A 19310-nucleotide genomic window follows, 5' to 3' on the forward strand; every position below is an offset into this window, starting at 1 on the left:
GCCTTTAAGTCATGGGACTCGAAGAAAAGCTGCCGAGCGGCTTTCTGCTGACCACCGTCGAACAGGCCGCGGGCTGGGTGCGCAAGGCGTCCGTCTTCCCGGCCACCTTCGGACTCGCCTGCTGCGCCATCGAGATGATGACCACCGGCGCCGGACGCTACGACCTCGCCCGCTTCGGCATGGAGGTCTTCCGCGGCTCACCGCGCCAGGCCGACCTGATGATCGTCGCGGGCCGGGTCAGCCAGAAGATGGCGCCGGTGCTGCGGCAGGTCTACGACCAGATGCCCAACCCGAAGTGGGTCATCTCCATGGGCGTCTGCGCGTCCTCGGGCGGCATGTTCAACAACTACGCGATCGTCCAGGGCGTCGACCACATCGTGCCGGTCGACATCTACCTCCCCGGCTGCCCGCCCCGCCCCGAGATGCTGATGGACGCGATCCTCAAGCTCCACCAGAAGATCCAGGGCACCAAGCTCGGCGTCAACGCCGAGGAAGCCGCCCGGGAGGCCGAGGAAGCCGCGCTCCAGGCACTGCCCACGATCGAGATGAAGGGGCTGCTGCGGTGAGCGAGGACAAGGGCACGGGCGGCGTGAACCCCGAGAAGGACCTCTCCGCCTCCAACCTCCCCGGCCAGCGCGGCCAGGGCGGCGAGGAGATCCGCGTCCAGCGCGGCATGTTCGGCGCCAACAACGGCGGCGACACCTCCGGCTACGGCGGCCTGGTCCGCTCGATCCGGCTCCCCGGCGCGGCGAGCCGCCCCTACGGCGGCTGGTTCGACGAGGTCGCCGACGAACTGGAGGGCGCGCTGGAGGAGCAGGGCCTGCTCCCGGAGAACGCCATCGAGCGCACCGTCGTCGACCGCGACGAGCTGACCTTCCACATCGAGCGCGAGCACTTGCTCCGCGTCGCCCGCACCCTGCGCGACGACCCGGCGCTCCGCTTCGAGCTGTGCACCGGCGTCAGCGGGGTGCACTACCCGAGCGACAAGGGCCGCGAGCTGCACGCCGTCTACCACCTGCGCTCGATCACCCACAACCGGCTGATCCGGCTGGAGGTCAGCGCCCCCGACGCCGACCCGCGCATCCCGTCCCTGGTCGCGGTCTACCCGACCAACGACTGGCACGAGCGCGAGACGTACGACTTCTTCGGGATCGTCTTCGACGGCCACCCGGCCCTCACCCGGATCATGATGCCGGACGACTGGCAGGGCCACCCGCAGCGCAAGGACTATCCCCTCGGCGGCATCGCCGTCGAGTACAAGGGCGCCCAGATCCCGGCTCCGGACCAGCGGAGGTCGTACTCGTGAGCACTTCCCACGCGTCAGCGCGCGAGACCACCGAGGGGACCGTCTACACGGTCACCGGCGGCGACTGGGACGAGGTCGTCCAGTCCGCGGCCAAGGCGGACGACGAGCGCATCGTCGTCAACATGGGTCCGCAGCACCCGTCCACCCACGGAGTGCTCCGGCTCATCCTGGAGATCGAGGGCGAGACGGTCACCGAGGCCCGCTGCGGCATCGGCTATCTGCACACCGGCATCGAGAAGAACCTCGAGTACCGCACGTGGACGCAGGGCACCACCTTCGTCACGCGCATGGATTACCTGACGTCCTTCTTCAACGAGACCGCCTACTGTCTCGCCGTCGAGAAGCTGCTCGGCATCGAGGACCAGATCACCGAGCGCACCGACATCATCCGGGTGCTCCTGATGGAGCTGAACCGGCTCTCCTCGCACCTGGTGTGCATCGCCACCGGCGGCATGGAGCTGGGCTCCACCACGATCATGATCTACGGCTTCCGCGACCGGGAGATGATCCTCGACATCTACGAGCTGATCACCGGCCTGCGCATGAACCACGCGTACATCCGCCCCGGCGGACTCGCGCAGGACCTGCCGCCCGGCGCGGTCGACCAGATCCGCGAGTTCGTCAAGAAGATGAAGAAGAACCTCCCGGAGTACGACAAGCTCGCCACCGGGAACCCCATCTTCAAGGCCCGTATGCAGGACGTGGGCCACCTCGACCTGGCCGGCTGCATGGCGCTCGGCGCCACCGGCCCGATCCTCCGCTCCACGGGCCTGCCGCACGACCTGCGCAAGGCCCAGCCGTACTGCGGTTACGAGACCTACGACTTCGACGTGCCCACCGCCGAGACCTGCGACTCCTACGGCCGCTTCCTGATCCGGCTGGAGGAGATGCGCCAGTCGCTCCGGATCATCGAGCAGTGCCTGGACCGGCTCCAGCCCGGCCCGGTCATGGTCGCCGACAAGAAGATCGCCTGGCCCGCGCAGCTCGCGCTCGGCCCGGACGGGCTCGGCAACTCGCTGGACCACATCAAGAAGATCATGGGCACCTCCATGGAGGCCCTGATCCACCACTTCAAGCTGGTCACCGAGGGCTTCCGGGTCCCGCCGGGCCAGGCGTACGCGGCCGTCGAGTCGCCCAAGGGCGAACTCGGCGTGCACGCCGTCTCCGACGGCGGCACCCGCCCCTTCCGGGTCCACTTCCGCGACCCGTCCTTCACCAATCTCCAGGCCATGGCGGCGATGTGCGAGGGCGGCCAGGTCGCCGACGTCATCGTGGCCGTGGCGTCCATCGACCCCGTGATGGGAGGCGTCGACCGGTGACCACCTCTTCTTCCGAGCGGGGCGTCGGCCTGGGCATGCCGGAACTGCCCCCGCCCGCCTACCCGGACGACGTCCGGGCCCGGCTGGAGACGGACGCGCGCGAGATCATCGCGCGCTACCCCGACTCCCGCTCCGCCCTGCTGCCGCTGCTGCACCTCGTGCAGTCCGAGGACGGCTACGTCACCCGGACCGGCATGAAGTTCTGCGCCGACGTGCTGGAGCTGACCACCGCCGAGGTCACCGCGGTCGCCACCTTCTACTCCATGTACCGGCGCCGCCCCTCCGGCGACTACCAGGTGGGCGTCTGCACCAACACCCTGTGCGCGGTCATGGGCGGCGACGCCATCTTCGAGACCCTCCAGGAGCACCTGGGCGTCGGCAACGGCGAGACCACCGGCGACGGCAAGGTCACCCTGGAGCACATCGAGTGCAACGCGGCCTGCGACTACGCGCCGGTGGTGATGGTCAACTGGGAGTTCTTCGACAACCAGACCCCGGCCAGCGCCACTCGCCTGGTCGACGACCTGCGCGCCGGGCAGCCCGTGGAGCCCACGCGCGGCGCCCGGCTGTGCACCTTCAAGGAGACCGCCCGCATCCTGGCCGGCTTCCCCGACGAGCGCCCCGGCGCCGTCGAGGAGGGCGGCAGCGCGGGCCACGCCTCCCTGGTCGGCCTGCGGCTGGCCAAGGGCGAGGCCCAGCCCGCGCGCGTGGTCCACCCGCGCGACGCGGCCCCGCGCGAGGAGCCGGTGCACGACCCCTCGCCCACCGAGCGGCTCAGCGCCCACGACCCGGTCGACACCTCGGCCTCCGACCCGGCCCACCCGTCCGGCCCGACCGCAGAGGAGGGGGAGTGATGACCGTGGTGACCGACGTCAAGGACGACACCAGCCCCGAGAAGCTGCTCGCCCCCGTGCTCTCGGCCTTCTGGGACGAGGACCGCTCCTGGACCCTCGACGTCTACCGGCGGCACGACGGCTACGAGGGCCTGCGCAAGGCGCTCGCGATGTCCCCGGACGACCTGATCGCCTACGTCAAGGAGTCCGGCCTGCGCGGCCGGGGCGGCGCCGGCTTCCCGACCGGCATGAAGTGGCAGTTCATCCCGCAGGGCGACGGCAAGCCGCACTACCTCGTCGTCAACGCCGACGAGTCCGAGCCCGGCACCTGCAAGGACATCCCGCTCCTCTACGCCAACCCGCACAGCCTCATCGAGGGCATCGTGATCGCCTGCTACGCGATCCGCTCCTCGCACGCCTTCATCTACCTGCGCGGCGAGGTCGTCCCCGTCCTGCGCAGGCTGCACGAGGCGGTGCGCGAGGCGTACGAGGCCGGGTTCCTCGGCGAGAACGTCCTCGGCAGCGGACTCGACCTCGAACTCACCGTGCACGCGGGCGCGGGCGCGTACATCTGCGGCGAGGAGACCGCGCTGCTCGACTCGCTCGAAGGCCGCCGGGGCCAGCCGCGGCTGCGGCCCCCCTTCCCGGCCGTCGAGGGCCTGTACGCCTGCCCCACCGTGGTGAACAACGTCGAGTCGATCGCCTCGGTTCCCGCGATCATGCACCAGGGCAAGGACTGGTTCCGCTCGATGGGCAGCGAGAAGTCGCCCGGCTTCACGCTCTACTCGCTCAGCGGGCACGTCGCCAGCCCCGGCCAGTACGAGGCGCCGCTGGGCATCACCCTGCGCCAACTGCTCGACATGAGCGGCGGCATGCGCCCCGGCCACCGGCTGAAGTTCTGGACGCCGGGCGGCTCCTCCACCCCGATGTTCACCGACGAACACCTCGACGTACCCCTCGACTACGAGGGCGTCGGCGCCGCCGGCTCCATGCTCGGCACCAAGGCGCTCCAGTGCTTCGACGAGACCACCTGCGTGGTGCGGGCGGTCACCCGCTGGACCGAGTTCTACGCCCACGAGTCCTGCGGCAAGTGCACGCCCTGCCGCGAAGGGACGTACTGGCTGGTGCAGTTGCTGCGGGACATCGAGGCGGGCAAGGGGGCGATGTCCGACCTCGACAAGCTCAACGACATCGCCGACAACATCAACGGCAAGTCCTTCTGCGCCCTGGGCGACGGCGCGGCCTCGCCGATCTTCTCCTCGCTGAAGTACTTCCGCGAGGAGTACGAGCAGCACATCACGGGCCGGGGCTGCCCCTTCGACCCGGCCAAGTCGACGGCCTGGGCGGACCGCCCGGAGGTGAACGCATGACCGTGACCACGAGTGCCCCCTCAGGCGGGGGGCAGCCGGCGGTCCCGCCGGAGGACCTCGTCTCGCTGACGATCGACGGCATCGAGATCAGCGTGCCCAAGGGCACCCTGGTCATCCGGGCCGCCGAGCAGCTCGGCATCGAGATCCCGCGCTTCTGCGACCACCCCCTGCTGGACCCGGCCGGCGCCTGCCGCCAGTGCATCGTGGAGGTGGAGGGCCAGCGCAAGCCGATGGCGTCCTGCACCATCACCTGCACCGACGGCATGGTGGTGAAGACCCAGCTCACCTCGCCGGTCGCCGAGAAGGCGCAGGTCGGGGTGATGGAGCTGCTGCTCATCAACCACCCGCTGGACTGCCCGGTCTGCGACAAGGGCGGCGAGTGCCCGCTGCAGAACCAGGCCATGTCGCACGGCGCCGCCGACTCCCGCTTCGAGGGCCGCAAGCGCACCTACGCCAAGCCGGTGCCGATCTCCACCCAGGTGCTGCTCGACCGCGAGCGGTGCGTGCTGTGCGCCCGCTGCACCCGGTTCTCCAACCAGGTCGCGGGCGACCCGATGATCGAGCTGATCGAGCGGGGCGCGCTCCAGCAGGTCGGCACCGGTGAGGGCGACCCGTTCGAGTCGTACTTCTCCGGCAACACCATCCAGATCTGCCCGGTCGGCGCGCTCACCTCGGCCGCCTACCGGTTCCGCTCGCGCCCCTTCGACCTGATCTCCTCGCCGTCGGTGTGCGAGCACTGCTCGGGCGGCTGTGCCACCCGTACCGACCACCGGCGCGGCAAGGTCATGCGGCGGCTCGCCGCCAACGACCCGGAGGTCAACGAGGACTGGGTCTGCGACAAGGGCCGGTTCGCCTTCCGCTACGCCCAGTCGCGCGACCGGCTGGACACCCCGCTGGTCCGCAACGCCGAGGGCGTGCTGGAGCCCGCCTCCTGGCCGGAGGCGCTGGACGCGGCCGCGCGGGGCCTGGGCGCCGCCCGCTCCCGCGCCGGGGTGCTCACCGGGGGCCGGCTGACCGTCGAGGACGCCTACGCGTACAGCAAGTTCGCGCGGGTGGCGCTCGACACCAACGACATCGACTTCCGCGCCCGGGTGCACAGCGGCGAGGAGGCCGACTTCCTGGCCGCGCGGGTGGCCGGCCGGGGCCGCGACCTCGACGGCACCGGGGTCACGTACACCGCGCTGGAGCAGGCGCCCGCCGTGCTGCTGGTCGGGTTCGAGGCCGAGGAGGAGGCGCCCGGCGTCTTCCTGCGGCTGCGCAAGGCATGGCGCAAGCGCGGCCAGAAGGTGTACTCCCTGGCCACGCACGCCACCCGCGGCCTGACCAAGGCGGGCGGCACGCTGCTGCCGGCCGCGCCCGGCACCGAGCCCGAGTGGCTGGACGCGCTGGCCGGCGGGGTCGGCCTGGAGGACGCCGGCACCGAGGCGGCCGGGGCGCTGCGCGCCGAGGGCGCCGTGATCGTGGTCGGCGAGCGGCTCGCGGGTGTCGCGGGCGGCCTGACCGCCGCCACGCGCGCGGCGGCCGCGACCGGCGCCCGGCTGGTGTGGATTCCCCGGCGGGCGGGGGAGCGCGGCGCCGTCGAGGCGGGCGCGCTGCCCACGCTGCTGCCGGGCGGCCGCCCGGCCACCGACCCGCGCGCGCGGGAGGAGGTCGCCGCCGCCTGGGGGCTGGCCGAACTCCCCGCCCGCCATGGCCGCGACACCCAGCAGATCGTGGAGGCCGCCGCCACCGGCGAGCTGTCCGCACTCGTCGTCGCCGGGGTCGAGGTCGCCGACCTGCCCGACCCGGCACGCGCGCGCGAGGCGCTCGACAGCGTCGGCTTCCTGGTCTCGCTGGAGCTGCGGCCCAGCGAGGTCACCGAGCACGCCGACGTGGTGCTCCCGGTCGCGGCGGTGGCCGAGAAGACGGGCACCTTCCTCAACTGGGAGGGCCGGGTCCGCTTCTTCGAGGCCGCGCTCAAGCCCGACCAGATGACCCGCCGGCTCGCCCCGTCCGACGCCCGCGTCCTGCAGATGCTGGCCGACGCGATGGACGTCCACCTGGGCCTGCCGGATCTGCGCACCACCCGCGCGGAGATCGACCGGCTCGGCGGCTGGACCGGCGGCACCGCGGCCGACCCGGCGCACAGCGGGGCCGCGCTGCCCCGCCCGGCGGCCGGGGAGGCCGTGCTCGCCGGACACCGGCTCCTGCTCGACCTCGGCGTCCTCCAGCAGGGCGACGAGGCGCTGGCCGGCACCCGGCACGCCGCCCACGCGCGCGTGTCCGCGGCCACGGCCGCCGAGGCGGGCGTCAAGGACGGCGACGCGCTCGCCGTCACCGGCCCCGCCGGTACGACCGAATTCCCGCTGGAGATCACGGAGATGCCCGACCGGGTGGTCTGGCTCCCGCTGGACTCGGCCGGCCGGGGCGTCGCCTCCGACACCGGGGCCCGGCCCGGCTCCCTCGTCCGTATCGGCCCGGCGGCGCTCGCCGACGTGGCCCCCAAGGAGGTTCGAGGATGAGCCCGTTCCTCGCCGCTGAAGACCTCTCGCTGTTCGGCCGCGACCCCTGGTGGCTGGTCGTCGTCAAGGCGGTGTTCTGCTTCGCGTTCCTGATGCTGACGGTGCTGTTCTCCATCGTCTGGGAGCGCAAGGTCGTCGCCTGGATGCAACTGCGCGTCGGCCCCAACCGGCACGGCCCCTGGGGCATGCTCCAGTCGCTCGCCGACGGCGTGAAGCTGATGCTCAAGGAGGACGTCGTCGTCAAGCGCGCGGACAAGGTGATCTACGTCCTCGCGCCGGTCGTCGCCGCCATCCCGGCCTGCATGGCGATCGCGGTCATCCCGTTCGGCCCGGCCGGCAACGAGATCTCGATCTTCGGCCACCGCACCACGATGCAGCTCACCGACCTGCCGATCGCGATGCTCTACATCCTGGCCGTCGCCTCGGTCGGCATCTACGGCATCGTGCTCGCGGGCTGGAGCAGCGGCTCGACCTACCCGCTCCTGGGCGGCCTGCGCTCCTGCGCCCAGATGATCTCGTACGAGATCGCCATGGGCGCCGCGTTCGCCTCGGTGTTCCTGTACTCGGGGTCGATGTCGACCTCCGCCATCGTGGAACAGCAGCACGACCGCTGGTACATCCTGCTGCTGCCGGTCTCCTTCATCCTCTACGTGATCACGATGGTGGGCGAGACCAACCGCGCCCCCTTCGACATGCCGGAGTCCGAGGGCGACCTGGTCGGCGGCTTCAACACCGAGTACTCGTCGATCAAGTTCGCGCTGTTCATGCTCGCCGAGTACATGAACATGGTGACGGTGTCGGCGGTGACGGCCACCCTCTTCCTCGGCGGCTGGCGGGCCCCCTGGCCCATCAGCACCTTCTGGGAGGGCGCCAACCACGGCTGGTGGCCGATGCTCTGGTTCGTCATCAAGGTCCAGCTCCTGCTGTTCTTCTTCATCTGGCTGCGCGGCACGCTGCCCCGCGTCCGCTACGACCAGCTCATGAAGCTCGGCTGGAAGGTCCTGATCCCGGTCTCGGTGGTCTGGCTGATGCTGGTGGCGACCGTGCGGGTGCTGCGCAACGAGAACTACGACTTCGCCGACATCGCGCTCTACGTCGGCGGCGGGGTGCTCGCCCTGCTGCTGATCTCCTTCGTCGCCGACATGTTCCGCGACAAGGCCAAGGCGGCCGAAGAGCCGGCCCCGCAGCCCGGATTCGATCCGCTGGCGGGCGGTTTCCCCGTACCGCCGCTGCCCGGACAGCAGTTGCCCGCGGTGCCCAGGCGCCGTCCGCGCCAGGAGCGGGAGCTGATTGTCAGTGGTGGAGTGGACACTGTCAGTGACGGAACTTCGGATGGAAAGGAGGCGTCCGATGGCTGAGGAGCCCAAGGAGACCGCACCCGGTTTCCAGAACCCCGTGGCCGGCTTCGCCGTGACCTTCAAGGCCATGTTCAAGAAGCGGCTGACCGAGCAGTACCCGGAGCAGAAGAAGACCACCGCTCCCCGCTTCCACGGACGGCACCAGCTCAACCGCCATCCGGACGGCCTGGAGAAGTGCGTCGGCTGCGAGCTGTGCGCCTGGGCCTGCCCCGCCGACGCCATCTATGTGGAGGGCGCCGACAACACCGACGAGGAGCGCTACTCGCCGGGCGAGCGGTACGGCCGCGTCTACCAGATCAACTACGCCCGCTGCATCCTGTGCGGCCTGTGCATCGAGGCGTGCCCGACCCGCGCGCTCACGATGACCAACGAGTTCGAGCTGGCCGACTCCAGCCGGGCCAACCTCATCTACACCAAGGAGCAGTTGCTCGCCGGTCTGGACGAGGGCATGGTCGACTCCCCGCACTCGATCTTCCCCGGCACCGACGAACAGGACTACTACCGGGGCCTGGTGACCGAGGCCGCCCCCGGCACGGTCCGCCAAGTGGCCGTCTCCAAGGGCGAGAAGCCCGAGGACGAGGGGGTGGAGGCATGAGCACACAGCTAGCCGCTTACTCGACCTCCACCGGAGAAGCGGTCCAGTTCTGGATTCTCGGCAGCGTCGCGGTGATCGGCGCCCTGTGCACCGTGCTCATGCGGCGCGCAGTGCACAGCGCGCTCTGTCTCGCCGGGACCATGATCATCCTGGCGGTGTTCTACCTCGCCAACGGCGCCTATTTCCTGGGGATCGTGCAGATCGTCGTCTACACGGGCGCGATCATGATGCTCTTCCTCTTCGTGGTGATGCTCGTCGGCGTGACCGCCGCGGACTCGCTGAAGGAGACCATCAGGGGCCAGCGCTGGCTGGCCCTGCTCTGCGGGCTCGGCTTCGGCGTCCTGCTGCTCGGCGGCATCGCCAACGCCTCGCTCACCCAGTTCAACGGCACCGGCCAGGCCAACGCGGGCGGGAACGTGGAGGGGCTGGCGACCCTCATCTTCACCAAGTACGTCTTCGCCTTCGAGCTGACCGGCGCCCTGCTGATCACCGCCGCGATCGGCGCCATGGTGCTCACCCACCGCGAGCGCACCGAACGGGCCAAGACCCAGCGCGAGCTGGCGGCCGAGCGGGTCCGCGAGGGCAAGCACGTACCGCCGCTGCCCGCCCCCGGCGTCTACGCCCGGCACAACGCGGTGGACATCGCGGGCCTGCTGCCCGACGGCACCCCCGCCGAGCTGAGCGTCAGCCGGACGCTGCGCGAACGCGGTCAGATCCGGGATGTCTCCGCCCAGGCCCTCGGCGACCTCAAGGCGCTGGAGCAGCGCGCCGAGGACCGCCTGGAGCGCACGGAGAACGCACCGGCCACCTTCAAGCGGACGGAGGACGCGGCGCAGTGAACCCTGTCAACTACCTCTATCTCGCGGCCCTGTTGTTCACCATCGGCGCCACCGGCGTGCTGATCCGGCGGAACGCGATCGTGGTGTTCATGTGCGTGGAGCTGATGCTCAACGCCTGCAACCTCGCCTTCGTCACCTTCTCCCGGATGCACGGCAACCTCGACGGCCAGATCATCGCGTTCTTCACGATGGTCGTCGCCGCCGCGGAGGTCGTGGTGGGCCTGGCGATCATCGTGTCGCTGTTCCGCACCCGCCACTCGGCCTCGGTCGACGACGCCAGCCTGATGAAGCTGTAAGGGGTCGGAAGAATCGTGGAGAACCTGATCGCGCTGCTCATCGCGGCGCCCCTGCTCGGAGCCGTCGTGCTCCTGCTCGGCGGCCGGCGCCTGGACGCCGTCGGCCACTGGGTCGGCACCCTGCTGTCGACCGCCTCCTTCGTCATCGGCCTGGTCCTCTTCGCCGGGCTGCTCGGCAAGGACGCCGAACACCGCACCTGGACCCAGCACCTGTGGAGCTGGATCTCGGTCGGAAACTTCCAGGCCGACGTCACCCTGCGGCTCGACCAGCTCTCGGTGACGTTCGTGCTGCTGATCACCGGCGTCGGCTCGCTGATCCACCTGTACTCCGTCGGGTACATGGAGCACGACGAGCGGCGCCGCCGCTTCTTCGGCTATCTCAACCTGTTCCTCGCGGCGATGCTCCTGCTGGTCCTCGCCGACAACTACCTGCTGCTGTACGTCGGCTGGGAGGGCGTGGGCCTCGCCTCGTACCTGCTGATCGGCTTCTGGCAGCACAAGCCCAGTGCCGCGACCGCCGCGAAGAAGGCGTTCCTGGTCAACCGGGTCGGTGACGTGGGCCTGTCCATCGCGATCATGCTGATGTTCACCACCTTCGGCACCTTCGCCTTCGGCCCGGTCCTGGAGCACGCGGGCGACGCGTCCGAGGGCCGGCTCACCGCGATCGGCCTGATGCTGCTGCTCGCCGCGTGCGGCAAGTCCGCCCAGGTGCCGCTGCAGTCCTGGCTCGGGGACGCGATGGAGGGCCCGACCCCGGTCTCGGCCCTGATCCACGCGGCCACCATGGTCACGGCGGGCGTCTACCTCATCGTCCGCTCCGCCGCGATCTTCAACGGCGCCCCGGACGCGCAGCTCGTGGTTACCGTCGTCGGCGGGGTCACGCTGCTGTTCGGTGCGATCGTCGGTTGTGCCAAGGACGACATCAAGAAGGCGCTGGCCGGCTCGACCATGTCGCAGATCGGCTACATGGTCCTCGCGGCCGGCCTCGGCCCGATCGGCTACGTCTTCGCGATCATGCACCTGGTCACCCACGGCTTCTTCAAGGCGGGGCTGTTCCTCGGCGCCGGTTCGGTGATGCACGGCATGAACGACGAGGTCGACATGCGCAAGTACGGCGGCCTGCGGAAGTACATGCCGATCACCTTCATCACCTTCGGCCTCGGCTACCTCGCGATCATCGGCTTCCCGGGTCTGTCCGGCTTCTTCTCCAAGGACAAGATCATCGAGGCGGCGTTCGCCAAGGGCGGCACCGAGGGCTGGATTCTGGGCGGGGTGGCCCTGCTGGGCGCGGCGATCACCGCGTTCTACATGACGCGCGTGGTGCTGATGACGTTCTTCGGCGAGCCCCGCTGGAAGAACCAGCCGACGCGGTCCCCGGAGGCCCCGAGCGCCGAGCCCGCCGCCGAGCACCAGGGCGCGCACGGCGAGCCGCACCCGCACGAGTCTCCGCGGACGATGACGATCCCGATGATCGTGCTGGCCGTCGGCTCGGTCGCCGGCGGTGCCTTCTTCGACGTGGGCGACCGCTTCCTGCACTGGCTGGAGCCGGTCACCGGGCACGCCGAGGGCCACTCCCCGCTGAGCGCGCTCACCGTCACCGGCGCCACCATGGTCTGCCTGGTCGTCGGCGTGGGCCTGGCCTGGGCGCAGTACGGCCGCAAGCCCGTACCCGTCGTCGCCCCGCGCGGCTCCGTGCTCACCCGCGCCGCCCGGCGCGACCTCTACCAGGACGACTTCAACCATGTCGTGCTGGTGCGCGGCGGCGAGCACCTGACGCGCTCGCTGGTCTATGTCGACCACACCCTGGTCGACGGTGTCGTCAACGGCTCGGCGGCCGGTTTCGGCGGCCTGTCCGGGCGGCTGCGCCGTGTCCAGAACGGCTTCGCCCGCTCCTACGCGGTCTCGATGTTCGGCGGCGCGGCCCTCCTGGTCGCCGCGACGCTGCTGATGAGGGCGGTCTGATACCGATGTCCTTTCCTCTGCTGACAGCGACAGCGCTGCTCCCCGCGCTCGGTGCGGTGGCCACGGCCGCCGTGCCGGCCCGGCAGCGCACCGCCGCCAAGTGGCTGGCCCTGCTGGTCTCCCTGGCCACGCTCGCGCTGGCGATCGTCGTCCTGGTCCGCTTCGACCCGGACGGCGCCCGCTACCAGCTCACCGAGTCCCACTCCTGGATCAGGGACTTCGGGGTGCGCTACGAACTGGGCGTGGACGGCATCGCCGTGGCCCTGATCGGGCTGACCGCGCTGCTGATGCCGTTCATCGTGCTGGCGGGCTGGCACGACGCCGACCCCTTGGAGACGGGCAGCAGGCGGTGGCGGCCCACGCAGGGCTTCTTCGCGCTGATCCTGGCCGTCGAGGCGATGGTGATCATCTCCTTCGAGGCGACCGACGTCTTCGTCTTCTACATCTTCTTCGAAGCCATGCTGATCCCGATGTACTTCCTCATCGGCGGCTTCGGGGACCGGGCCCACAGCCAGGGCGAGGAGGCCGCGTCCACCCAGCGGTCGTACGCGGCGGTGAAGTTCCTCCTCTACAACCTGGCCGGCGGTCTGATCATGCTGGCCGCGGTGATCGGGCTGTACGTGGTCGCCGGGAGCTTCAGCCTCCAGGAGATCGTCCAGGCGCGCGCCGACGGCTCGCTGACCATGGCGACCAGCACCGAACGCTGGCTGTTCCTCGGCTTCTTCTTCGCCTTCGCGGTGAAGGCGCCGCTGTGGCCGCTGCACACCTGGCTGCCCAACGCCATGCAGGAGTCCACCGCGCCGGTCGCGGTGCTCATCACGGCGGTGGTCGACAAGGTCGGCACCTTCGCCATGCTCCGCTTCTGCCTCCAGCTCTTCCCGGAGGCGTCGAAGTGGGCCACCCCGGTGATCCTGGTGCTGGCCCTGATCAGCATCGTCTACGGGGCGCTGCTCGCGGTCGGCCAGCGGGACATCAAGCGGCTGGTGGCGTACGCGTCGATCTCGCACTTCGGCTTCATCGTGATGGGCATCTTCGCCATGACGACCCAGGGCCAGTCCGGCGCGACCCTCTACATGGTCAACCACGGCATCTCGACGGCCGCGCTGATGCTGGTCGCCGGCTTCCTGATCTCCCGGCGCGGCTCCCGGCTCATCGCGGACTACGGCGGGGTGCAGAAGGTCGCCCCGGTGCTCGCCGGCACCTTCCTGATCGGCGGCCTGGCGACCCTGTCGCTGCCCGGCCTTGCGCCGTTCGTCAGCGAGTTCCTGGTGCTGGTCGGCACGTTCAGCCGGTACCCGGTGATCGGGATCATCGCCACCGTCGGCATCGTGCTGGCCGCGCTGTACACGCTGGTGCTGTACCAGCGCACGATGACCGGCCCGGTGAAGCCCGAAGTCTCGGCGATGCCCGACCTGAGGGTGCGTGAGGTGCTGGTGGTGGCGCCGCTGATCGTTCTGCTGGTCTTCCTCGGCGTCTATCCGAAGCCGCTGACCAGCATCGTCGACCCGGCGGTCAAGCAGACCATGTCCGATGTCCAGCAGAAGGACCCCAAGCCCGCGGTGGAGGCGGCCAAGTGAGCGCAGCAGCCGTCCACAGCCTGTGGACAACGGCGGCCGATCCGATCTCGAAGATCGACGCGCCGAAGATCGAATACGGACAATTGTCGCCGACGCTGATCGTCTTCGGCGCCGCCCTCATCGGGGTGCTCGTCGAGGCGTTCGTACCGCGCCGCTCCCGCTACTACGCCCAGGTGTTCGTCTCCGCCGTCGCGCTGTGCGCCGGCTTCGCCGCGGTCGTCGCGCTCGCGGCGGGCGGGTACGGCACGACCAAGGCGCACATCGCGGCCATGGGCGCGGTCGCGGTGGACGGTCCGGCGCTGTTCCTTCAGGGCACGATCCTGCTGGCCGCGCTGGTCGGCCTGTTCACCTTCGCCGAGCGGCGCCTCGACCCGGCGGCGCACGGCAACCGGGTCGACTCCTTCGCGGCGCAGGCCGCCTCCGTACCGGGCGGTGAGGGGGAACAGGCGGCGGTGAAGGCCGGGTTCACCACCACCGAGGTGTTCCCGCTGCTGCTCTTCGCGGTGGCGGGCATGCTGGTCTTCCCCGCGGCGAACGACCTGCTGACGCTGTTCGTCGCCCTGGAGGTGCTCTCCCTCCCCCTGTACCTGCTGTGCGCGCTGGCCCGCCGCAAGCGGCTGATGTCGCAGGAGGCCGCGGTCAAGTACTTCCTGCTGGGCGCGTTCGCCTCGGCGTTCACCCTGTTCGGCATCGCCCTGCTGTACGGCTACGCGGGCTCGGTGTCCTACGCGCGCATCGCGCAGGTCGTGGACGGCACGGTCAGCGGGGTCGACCCGGCGCTCGCGGACACCATGGGCAACGACGCGCTGCTGCTGATCGGCATGGCGCTGCTGGTGATGGGCCTGCTGTTCAAGGTGGGCGCGGTGCCGTTCCACATGTGGACCCCGGACGTGTACCAGGGCGCCCCGACCCCGGTGACCGGCTTCATGGCGGCCGCGACCAAGGTGGCCGCGTTCGGCGCGCTGCTGCGGCTGCTGTACGTGGTGCTGCCGGGGCTGCGCTGGGACTGGCGGCCGGTGATGTGGGGCGTGGCGATCGTCACCATGCTGGCCGGCGCGATCGTCGCGATCACCCAGACCGACATCAAGCGGCTGCTGGCGTACTCGTCCATCGCGCACGCGGGCTTCATCCTCGCCGGTGTGATCGCGACGACGGAGGACGGGGTCTCGGCGGTCCTCTTCTACCTCGCCGGGTACTCCTTCGTGACGATCGGCGCCTTCGCCGTGGTCACCCTGGTCCGCGACGCGGGCGGCGAGGCGACGCACCTCTCCCAGTGGGCGGGCCTCGGCCGCCGCTCACCCCTGGTCGCCGCGGTCTTCGCCGTCTTCCTGCTCGCCTTCGCCGGCATCCCGCTGACCAGCGGCTTCGCGGGGAAGTTCGCGGTCTTCCGGGCGGCTGCGGAGGGCGGCGCGGCTCCCCTGGTCGTGGTCGGCGTGATCTCCTCGGCCATCGCCGCCTTCTTCTACATCCGCGTCATCGTCCTGATGTTCTTCAGCGACCCCCAGCCCAACGGCCCCACGGTCGCGGTCCCCTCCCCCCTGACCATGACCGCCATCGCGGTGGGCGTGGCGGTGACGGTGGTGCTGGGCGTGGCGCCGCAGTACTTCCTGGATCTGGCGGGGAGCGCGGGGGTGTTCGTCCGCTGAACCCTGTTCCTGGGTCCGGTCTCCTCCGAGGGGGCCGGACCCAGTTGCGTGCGGGGACCGCTACTCGCCCCTCTCCCACCAGCTCTCGAACCGTCGTACGTGCTCGTCGACGCGTTCGCCCACGGTCAGCATGGTCTGGTAGACGCGCGACGGATCGCCGTCCGCCGGGATGGTCTCGTAGCTGATGGCCCGGTCGAAGACGACGAAGTTCTTGACCGCCTCCCGCTGCTCCCAGGACTCCAGCGTGGACAGCACCAGTACCCGGATCTCGAAGCCCAGGCTCCGCTGCCAGGACCGCAGCTCCTCCACACCGGCGTCGAGGTCCGCCGGGGTGCCGAGGATGAGCAGCCGCCGTACCCGGACTCCGCGTGACACCGCCTGCTCCTGGGCGGTCACGTAGTGGCGGCCGGGGTCGGTCCCCCAGAAGTCCCGGTCGACCGAGGTGCTTGCCGCGTCGATGGACGCCCCCGCGCAGCGGGCCAGCCCCAGCAGCCAGTCGCGGTCCTCGCCCGGGTAGTCCGCGTGGTTGCCCCGCAGGTCCTCCATCAGGTTGGCCAGCCGCCGTACCTCGGCCCGGACGAACGTGTACAGCAGGTCGGGGCGGCCGGGTTCGAGTGCGGCGACGTTCCGCGCCAGGCGGGTGACCTCGCCGGAGCCCACGGGTGAGGTGTCCAGCCGGGAGATCAGCCGGGTCGTGTCGTTGAAGCCGGTGAGGCCGTCGTCCAGCCGCCGTTCGAAGTCCGCGAGCTGCTGGACGATGAGGGTCGCCCCGGCGATGAACACGGACAGGGTGATCTTCCAGATCTCGGGCTGGTCCGTGAGGTTGGTGATCAGATAGGTCATGCCGCCCAGCAGGGCGGTGACGGCGACTCTTACGACTACTTCGGATATCCGGCGCGTCCGCCGCATGGCTCCCCCGGTGTCACTGTCGACGACGATGCTGACGTGGGCGCCGGGAGGTGCGTCGCGGCCCGCCGGGGACGCCCGTGCCCGGCTGCGAGTGGAGAATCAGCAGGTCACGGACCCGCTGGGCGAGCGACTGCCACTGGCGGGTGAACCCCGGCGTCCGCTCCAGCGCCTCCCACAGCGGCAGGAGCCGGGGGTCCGGCCGGGCCGCCGGCATCCACAGGTGCAGCAGATGAGCGGCGGCCGGGCGCAGGAGTTCGTCCGGCGCGCTGCCGGGCGGGGCCTCGTCCAGCAGGGCGGTCAGGACCGTCAGCAGCCAGTCGTGCAGCGCGAGGTCCGCGCAGAAGGCGGCGATGACGGACGGCTCGATCCCGGCGGGCAGCCGCAGTTCCACCGTCCGGGGTCCGTCGCCGGCCAGGGTGAAGCGGACGGCGGGCGCGGGGGACCCGTCGGCGGGCCGCAGCGCCACCCACCGCAGCCGGGTGCGCGGGGTGGGCAGGGGCGGCCGGTGGTCGAGCAGCGGATGGCCGAGGACCTCGGTGAGCAGCCCCTCCGCGATCAGACCCAGGTCCAGTTCGTCCGGGCGGCACGCGGTGAGGAGCCCCTGGGCCACGGCCGGTTCGGGGAGCTTGCCCAGCGGTTCGACCACGCCCGGCCGCGCGAGGTAGTGCCACCACGGCCGACGGCTGCCGGGGCCCAGGAGGGGCACGCTGGTGAAGGCGCCCACCTGGACGACCCGTCCCTCGGTGACCGAGGCGCGGGAGACCACCGTGCCGACGGCGCGGATCTTGGTGCCGTCGGCGGTGGGGAGGGCGCAGTCGACGCCGGTGAGCAGGGGAGGGGACTGCGCGTGGCGGTCGGGGCGCGCGGAGAGCGTGACGGGTTCCCCGCGGCGCAGGCCCAGCAGCCGGGCGGTGTCCTCGGCGGACAGCGGCCGGGACGCGGGCAGCAGGCAGGTCCGCACCTCGCCGCAGCGGAGCACCACCGGCGCCGGGCTCGGGGCGGTCGCCATGTCAGGGGCCGGGGTAGAAGACGTAGCCGGCGCGTTCGGCGACCGAGGCGGGCAGGTCGATGCCCTCGTCGGCGGCGCGCCGCGAGGTCTGCGCGAGGGCTTCGGGGTCCACGTCGGTCTGGTCGAGGACGACCATGACGGCGTGCTCGACGGGCAGGAACCGGTACGGCAGCAGGGAGCAGGTGCGGTAGGCGGCGAAGGGCTCGGCGGCGGTGTTCACCTGGAGCAGCGCCGGGAGTTCGTCCCAGTCGCCGGGCAGGGTCCGCCCGTCCCACAGGGCGGGCCGCAGGACCGGCGAGCCGTCGTGCCGCAGCAGCCCGAGGCGGAGCAACTGCCATACGGCGGCCAGGAACGCGCAGGACCAGGTGCGCACCGGGCCCTCGTCGTCCCAGAGTTCGGTGTCCAGGAACACCGAGTGCCGCCGGGCCAGGGTCTCCTCGGGCGGCTGCCAGGTCTCGTGGCCCACCAGGCCGGTGGGGCCGCGCCTGCCGTTGGCGAGCCAGCCGGTCCGGCGGGCCGGCGGCCGTCCGCCGTTGCTGCCCGGCGGGGGCGACTCGACCAGCCGGTCCGCCACGGAGCGGGCCAGTTCGAAGCCGTCGGCCACCGCGCAGCCGGACTCCCGGACCAGGTAGTCGATGGTCAGGCCCGCACGGGCGGCCTCCGCGAGCAGCGGCGGCACCACGTCGGCGGGGGAGGAGAACCGGGAGAAGTAGTCGTCGATCAGGAAGCAGGTGCTGATCCGGGGCCGGCGTCCGGCTGTTCCCACCGCGGCGGACGCGACCGCGGCGTCCGCCCAGGGGCGGGCGAGGGCGAAGTGCTCGCGCAGCCGGTCCGGTCCGCCTTCGAAGTCCTCCAGATAGAGGTGGCCTATCTCCAGCGAGAGATGGGCCAGCGGAACGGACTGGGTGCGCGGCTCCGCCGTGGTCTCACGGAACACGTCCTCGATCACGCATCCCCCAGGTGCTCGTCGGCTAGCGGGTGTCGTCCCGGCGCCGGCCGCAGGCCAGGATCATTCCCAGGTAGCCTTCGCGCAACGCATGGCCGTCGTGCAGGCGCGTGATCGTCAGGTCGTCCGCCGCGTACGGGGCGAGGCTCGCGGCCACCGCCCGTTCGTCCACGCTGCACGAGGGAAAGAAGTGACCGCCCACGCGATAGCCCCGTGAACCCGCCATGAAGGCGGCGGCGAAGGGCGCGCCGGGGAGCAGCGACTCGACGAAGCGCCGTACACCGTCCCGGAACACGTCGGGGGAGTCCGTCATGGACTCGGCGGTGAAGAACATGGTCCCGATGCCCCAGCGCCCCTCGGGCAGCAGGAACAGGTCCCCGTGCTCGACGCGGGCGCTCGCGCCCAGGCTGCCGCGCGGATCGGTGATCTCCCGGTACGGGCCGGCGGTGTTCAGCACGTCCCAGAACGCGTCCCAGCTCTCCGGATAGCCGCCGGTGTGCCGCTCGAGCCACGCGATGTTGGCCGGGGAGAGGTCGAGCAGGGTGATCTCCGCACACCAGGGGAGCAGCATCAGGGCGGGGTACAGGTTCGGCCCGGAACCTACGTCGATGCCCGCGCGGGCGGACAGCGCGTCGTGACGCTCGAAGTGCCGACGGAAGAAATCACCACATATGCGCATGATCGACGCGTCGTCCACATGCAGTCGGCTGTAGTTCGCATCGACGTACGCCGCCGGATCGAAGGCATCCCAGAGAGGTGCTCCGACGACCTCGACGGCAGGGATCTCCGCCGCGTCACGCGTGCTTCGCTGATCCATCTTCCGAGAGTAGGGGGACCGGGGCGC

At 70.9% G+C, this 19310-nt stretch carries 17 protein-coding genes; 13 read left to right on the forward strand and 4 right to left on the reverse strand.

All coding sequences use genetic code 11. The annotated features are described in order from the left end of the window. The first annotated feature begins 11 nt into the window (after positions 1 to 11). The 13 genes from E5083_RS00425 to nuoN are packed head-to-tail and all read left to right on the forward strand — an operon-like array spanning position 12 to position 15602. Positions 12 to 566, forward strand: a complete 555-nt coding sequence (locus E5083_RS00425) for a NuoB/complex I 20 kDa subunit family protein (RefSeq protein WP_135783617.1) — start codon at positions 12 to 14, stop codon at positions 564 to 566. Beyond that, complete coding sequence (locus E5083_RS00430; protein WP_135783618.1) at positions 563 to 1306, forward strand: NADH-quinone oxidoreductase subunit C; 744 nt, start codon at positions 563 to 565, stop codon at positions 1304 to 1306. Before E5083_RS00425 ends, E5083_RS00430 begins: the two co-directional genes overlap by 4 nt. Then, positions 1303 to 2625: an NADH-quinone oxidoreductase subunit D gene (locus E5083_RS00435; protein WP_135783619.1), complete on the forward strand. Its 1323-nt coding sequence runs from the start codon at positions 1303 to 1305 to the stop codon at positions 2623 to 2625. The genes E5083_RS00430 and E5083_RS00435 overlap by 4 nt, the downstream gene beginning before the upstream one ends. Beyond that, positions 2622 to 3479, forward strand: a complete 858-nt coding sequence (nuoE, locus tag E5083_RS00440) for an NADH-quinone oxidoreductase subunit NuoE (RefSeq protein ID WP_135783620.1) — start codon at positions 2622 to 2624, stop codon at positions 3477 to 3479. Before E5083_RS00435 ends, nuoE begins: the two co-directional genes overlap by 4 nt. Next, a complete protein-coding gene (gene nuoF, locus E5083_RS00445) occupies positions 3479 to 4828 on the forward strand; it encodes an NADH-quinone oxidoreductase subunit NuoF (RefSeq protein WP_135783621.1) in 1350 nt (449 codons plus the stop codon). Before nuoE ends, nuoF begins: the two co-directional genes overlap by 1 nt. Next, positions 4825 to 7329 carry an NADH-quinone oxidoreductase subunit G gene (locus E5083_RS00450; RefSeq protein ID WP_135783622.1) on the forward strand — a complete coding sequence of 835 codons (2505 nt, stop codon included), beginning with the start codon at positions 4825 to 4827 and terminating at the stop codon, positions 7327 to 7329. Before nuoF ends, E5083_RS00450 begins: the two co-directional genes overlap by 4 nt. Then, positions 7326 to 8687 carry an NADH-quinone oxidoreductase subunit NuoH gene (gene nuoH, locus E5083_RS00455; protein ID WP_135783623.1) on the forward strand — a complete coding sequence of 454 codons (1362 nt, stop codon included), beginning with the start codon at positions 7326 to 7328 and terminating at the stop codon, positions 8685 to 8687. The genes E5083_RS00450 and nuoH overlap by 4 nt, the downstream gene beginning before the upstream one ends. Beyond that, positions 8680 to 9282: an NADH-quinone oxidoreductase subunit NuoI gene (gene nuoI, locus E5083_RS00460; RefSeq protein ID WP_135783624.1), complete on the forward strand. Its 603-nt coding sequence runs from the start codon at positions 8680 to 8682 to the stop codon at positions 9280 to 9282. Before nuoH ends, nuoI begins: the two co-directional genes overlap by 8 nt. Continuing rightward, on the forward strand, positions 9279 to 10121 hold the full coding sequence (locus tag E5083_RS00465) for an NADH-quinone oxidoreductase subunit J (RefSeq protein WP_135783625.1): 843 nt from the start codon (positions 9279 to 9281) through the stop codon (positions 10119 to 10121). Before nuoI ends, E5083_RS00465 begins: the two co-directional genes overlap by 4 nt. Beyond that, positions 10118 to 10417 (forward strand): NADH-quinone oxidoreductase subunit NuoK, encoded by a 300-nt coding sequence (gene nuoK, locus E5083_RS00470; protein ID WP_030742982.1) that lies wholly within the window; start codon positions 10118 to 10120, stop codon positions 10415 to 10417. Before E5083_RS00465 ends, nuoK begins: the two co-directional genes overlap by 4 nt. A gap of 15 nt (positions 10418 to 10432) precedes the next feature. Next, positions 10433 to 12379: an NADH-quinone oxidoreductase subunit L gene (gene nuoL / locus E5083_RS00475; RefSeq protein WP_135783626.1), complete on the forward strand. Its 1947-nt coding sequence runs from the start codon at positions 10433 to 10435 to the stop codon at positions 12377 to 12379. A 5-nt stretch (positions 12380 to 12384) separates the two neighbouring features. Next, the gene (locus E5083_RS00480; protein WP_135783627.1) at positions 12385 to 13956 is read left to right on the forward strand and encodes an NADH-quinone oxidoreductase subunit M; all 1572 of its coding nucleotides are present in this window, start codon (positions 12385 to 12387) and stop codon (positions 13954 to 13956) included. Next, on the forward strand, positions 13953 to 15602 hold the full coding sequence (gene nuoN, locus E5083_RS00485) for an NADH-quinone oxidoreductase subunit NuoN (protein WP_135783628.1): 1650 nt from the start codon (positions 13953 to 13955) through the stop codon (positions 15600 to 15602). The genes E5083_RS00480 and nuoN overlap by 4 nt, the downstream gene beginning before the upstream one ends. 60 nt (positions 15603 to 15662) lie before the next feature. On the opposite strand, the gene E5083_RS00490 is transcribed toward nuoN, so the two are convergent. From E5083_RS00490 to E5083_RS00505, 4 genes are read right to left on the reverse strand one after another with little or no spacing between them, the layout of a single operon-like run. Beyond that, on the reverse strand, positions 15663 to 16511 hold the full coding sequence (locus E5083_RS00490; protein WP_135783629.1) for a hypothetical protein: 849 nt from the start codon (positions 16509 to 16511) through the stop codon (positions 15663 to 15665). A 13-nt stretch (positions 16512 to 16524) separates the two neighbouring features. Next, a complete protein-coding gene (locus E5083_RS00495) occupies positions 16525 to 17520 on the reverse strand; it encodes an SCO2521 family protein (RefSeq protein WP_244317343.1) in 996 nt (331 codons plus the stop codon). 1 nt (position 17521) lies between these two features. Beyond that, complete coding sequence (locus E5083_RS00500; protein WP_135783630.1) at positions 17522 to 18469, reverse strand: SCO2522 family protein; 948 nt, start codon at positions 18467 to 18469, stop codon at positions 17522 to 17524. 22 nt (positions 18470 to 18491) lie between these two features. Beyond that, complete coding sequence (locus E5083_RS00505) at positions 18492 to 19283, reverse strand: SCO2525 family SAM-dependent methyltransferase (protein WP_135783631.1); 792 nt, start codon at positions 19281 to 19283, stop codon at positions 18492 to 18494. Between the last annotated feature and the right edge of the window lie 27 nt (positions 19284 to 19310).

It is taken from the genome of Streptomyces bauhiniae (assembly GCF_004784475.1).
GTDB classification, from domain to species: Bacteria; Actinomycetota; Actinomycetes; order Streptomycetales; family Streptomycetaceae; genus Streptomyces; species Streptomyces seoulensis.

Excerpts from the sequence above, each read along its gene's own strand:
- E5083_RS00490 (WP_135783629.1), bottom strand. The coding sequence starts at position 16,511 with ATGCGGCGGACGCGCCGGATATCCGAAGTAGTCGTAAGAGTCGCCGTC.
- E5083_RS00465 (WP_135783625.1), top strand. The coding sequence starts at position 9,279 with ATGAGCACACAGCTAGCCGCTTACTCGACCTCCACCGGAGAAGCGGTC.
- E5083_RS00495 (WP_244317343.1), bottom strand. The coding sequence starts at position 17,520 with ATGGCGACCGCCCCGAGCCCGGCGCCGGTGGTGCTCCGCTGCGGCGAG.
- E5083_RS00450 (WP_135783622.1), top strand. The coding sequence starts at position 4,825 with ATGACCGTGACCACGAGTGCCCCCTCAGGCGGGGGGCAGCCGGCGGTC.
- nuoH (WP_135783623.1), top strand. The coding sequence starts at position 7,326 with ATGAGCCCGTTCCTCGCCGCTGAAGACCTCTCGCTGTTCGGCCGCGAC.
- E5083_RS00480 (WP_135783627.1), top strand. The coding sequence starts at position 12,385 with ATGTCCTTTCCTCTGCTGACAGCGACAGCGCTGCTCCCCGCGCTCGGT.
- nuoI (WP_135783624.1), top strand. The coding sequence starts at position 8,680 with ATGGCTGAGGAGCCCAAGGAGACCGCACCCGGTTTCCAGAACCCCGTG.
- E5083_RS00425 (WP_135783617.1), top strand. The coding sequence starts at position 12 with ATGGGACTCGAAGAAAAGCTGCCGAGCGGCTTTCTGCTGACCACCGTC.
- E5083_RS00505 (WP_135783631.1), bottom strand. The coding sequence starts at position 19,283 with ATGGATCAGCGAAGCACGCGTGACGCGGCGGAGATCCCTGCCGTCGAG.
- nuoF (WP_135783621.1), top strand. The coding sequence starts at position 3,479 with ATGACCGTGGTGACCGACGTCAAGGACGACACCAGCCCCGAGAAGCTG.